Source organism: Brachyspira catarrhinii (assembly GCF_005518285.1).
Lineage (GTDB): Bacteria > Spirochaetota > Brachyspiria > Brachyspirales > Brachyspiraceae > Brachyspira > Brachyspira catarrhinii.
This window is the reverse complement of the sequence record NZ_SJDU01000354.1, coordinates 1-2,346: the sequence shown is the minus strand read 5'-3', so window position 1 is coordinate 2,346 and position 2,346 is coordinate 1. Positions and strand designations below refer to the sequence as shown.

Below are 2,346 nucleotides of genomic sequence, written 5' to 3'. Positions count from 1 at the left end.
TGCATAGTACCGAGAAACTAGTGCGAAGTAGTGATCAGGTATTGCTGTTATCTGATGAGTATACGTTGTCCTGGCCACGGCAGAAGCACGCTTATCGCTCCAATTTCCCACAACATTAGTCAACTCCGTTAGGCCCTTCATTGAAAGAAATGAGGTCATCAAATGTCTTCCAATGTGAGATTTTGGGCCATTTTTTATAGCAAAGATTGAATAAGGCGCATTTTTCTTCAAAGCTTTATTGTACGATCTGACTAAGTTATCTTTTAATAATTGGTATTCCTGTTTATTGCTTGAAGAATTGCCGGTCCTATTTACTCGTTTTAGGACTGGTTCAGAATTCCTCAAAAATTCATCCAAATATACAAGTGGATCGATCCTACCCCTTGCGCTAAAGAAGTATATGTGCCTACTAACGCTTGTCTTTGTCTCTGTCACTAAACACTGGATTATTACTCCCAGATACTTATTTTGGACTAATTTAAATGATTTCGGATCAACGTTCTTAATATCGCTGAATCTTCCACAATTGATGAAAGTAGCTAGGAAGAGGAATTGGTATAAAGTTTTTGTTTTTGTAAATCTCGAAGTATACTCAAACGAATTTAGTATTTTCTCAGTGATCTCCCAGATGCTTTCACCCTCACTTAGAAGTGCTTTAAGCATTTTTTTACTGTGGCTATTTCCCTTATCTGCTTCTTCCGATGATTCGAACTGTAATTGCAAACTACTTACAATATCAGTGATATCAGATTGATGTTTTTGTCCATAGTAAGGAATAATTGTAAATTCCCAAGCAGGAATCAATTTCTTTAATGAGGCTTCCAGAATTGTTGCTTTTTGCGTCTTGTATTTAAACTGGAGTGATTTATTGACAATATCGAAACTCAGCGAATTGCTTATGATAGTATTATAGCTCATGAATGTGGCTCTCTTGATTGCTGTTCCGTTATGTGTAATCATCCAACATAAATAGGTTAGTTCAGCAGCACATAATGCTATTTTCTCACCTGAAGGTCTTTCAAACCTTTCCACAAACTGACGAACAAGCACCTTAGGTGGTGTTTTACATAATATATCAAATTGTGGCATGCTTAGCGCCGATCTTGTGTGCAATTGATATCTAGTTTCAACTACTCTATTTATCTTGTATCTTGCAGTATTCAAACACGCTAACTCGAAAAACTAACTTTAATTGTCCTGTTTGTCTCGCGTTCTTTCGAAAAATGCACCGGCCGCGCATTATTTGTACTGCGAAAATAATTGGTACTGCGGTATCTTCATTTCATATTTTAAAAATGCACCTTTGCTGCTTTTCCTTAATTTTTAGACGGCCCGCAGGTTCGTTTTGCGGTACTATCTTGTGATAAAAAGTTGTTTTGACATGTGATCTGCACAGATTTTATAATGTAATAAGCAAGAATACATTATCAAACGAACAATACTGGTAAAAGAAAACCAAAATGGACGACATTGAAACAGCCAAGAATCTGACGGTAAAAGCACGTACAGCTTATAGCGTCTGGGATGTATGTCGGCTGTTTATTGAAATGATTGCTCCTGATGTAGATATTGATATAGAGAGTAAACGTAAGTCTGATGAGCTACTCTTTCCAGGATATGTCATAAGGCCCATGGAATCTCTCACAACCGGTAGGCCGTATGGTCTTGATTCTAGCGCAGAAGATTCCAGCGTATCTTCTGACTCCAGTGCTGAGGTAATTTTGCCTGCTGCGAAGATGGTTAAGGAAAGGTTTGATTCGATTGGAAATGGTATGCTCTCTTCACAAGAAGCAAGTCAGGCTGCCATAGATTTGATGCTACAGAATAACAAGCTGTTAGACAATAGAAAGCAACTATACAAATCTATTGCTATAATAATAGGAAGATTGCCCGAGAAAGACAAGAAGAGAGCTACCGAAATGCTCATGAGAAAAATGGATTGTACACAGTTATTAGTCCCACCAGCTCCAACGGAAGAAGATGTTATGAAGCTCGTAAGCGTCGTTACCCAATTGCTTACTTTAGTTCCACCAGATCGTCAAGCTGCTTTAATAGGTGATTTATTCATCCCGGAATCTCTAAAGGATATATTCAATAGTTTCAATGAACTGGCGGCAGAGAATCGTTTACAGCAAAAAAAGAGTGAGTTGGAAGGAAGGACTGAAGTGAACCATGCTAATACAAATGAAGAAGTTCCCTCCAGGCGAACAAGAAGTAGAGACACAAATGCAAGAGGAGCATATAAATTACAAAACACCATCACTGAGGGCCCTAAAGCGGTTCCCACGAAAAAAAGGAGAGTAGCAACGAGGGTAAGGGGCAGAAAATCACGTAATACTTCTAGGG

The 2,346-nt window shown here is 38.4% G+C and carries 2 protein-coding genes; one reads left to right on the top strand and one right to left on the bottom strand.

Going from position 1 to position 2,346, the window contains the following annotated elements; all coding sequences use genetic code 11:
* A partial coding sequence (locus EZH24_RS10415) for a site-specific integrase (protein WP_276193477.1) occupies positions 1 to 1,089 on the bottom strand: 1,089 nt, incomplete at its 3' end.
* Between the two features lie 371 nt (positions 1,090 to 1,460).
* Here EZH24_RS10415 and EZH24_RS10410 point away from each other — a divergent pair.
* Positions 1,461 to 2,346 (top strand): hypothetical protein (locus tag EZH24_RS10410; protein ID WP_000340939.1); only part of this gene is annotated, 886 nt, incomplete at its 3' end.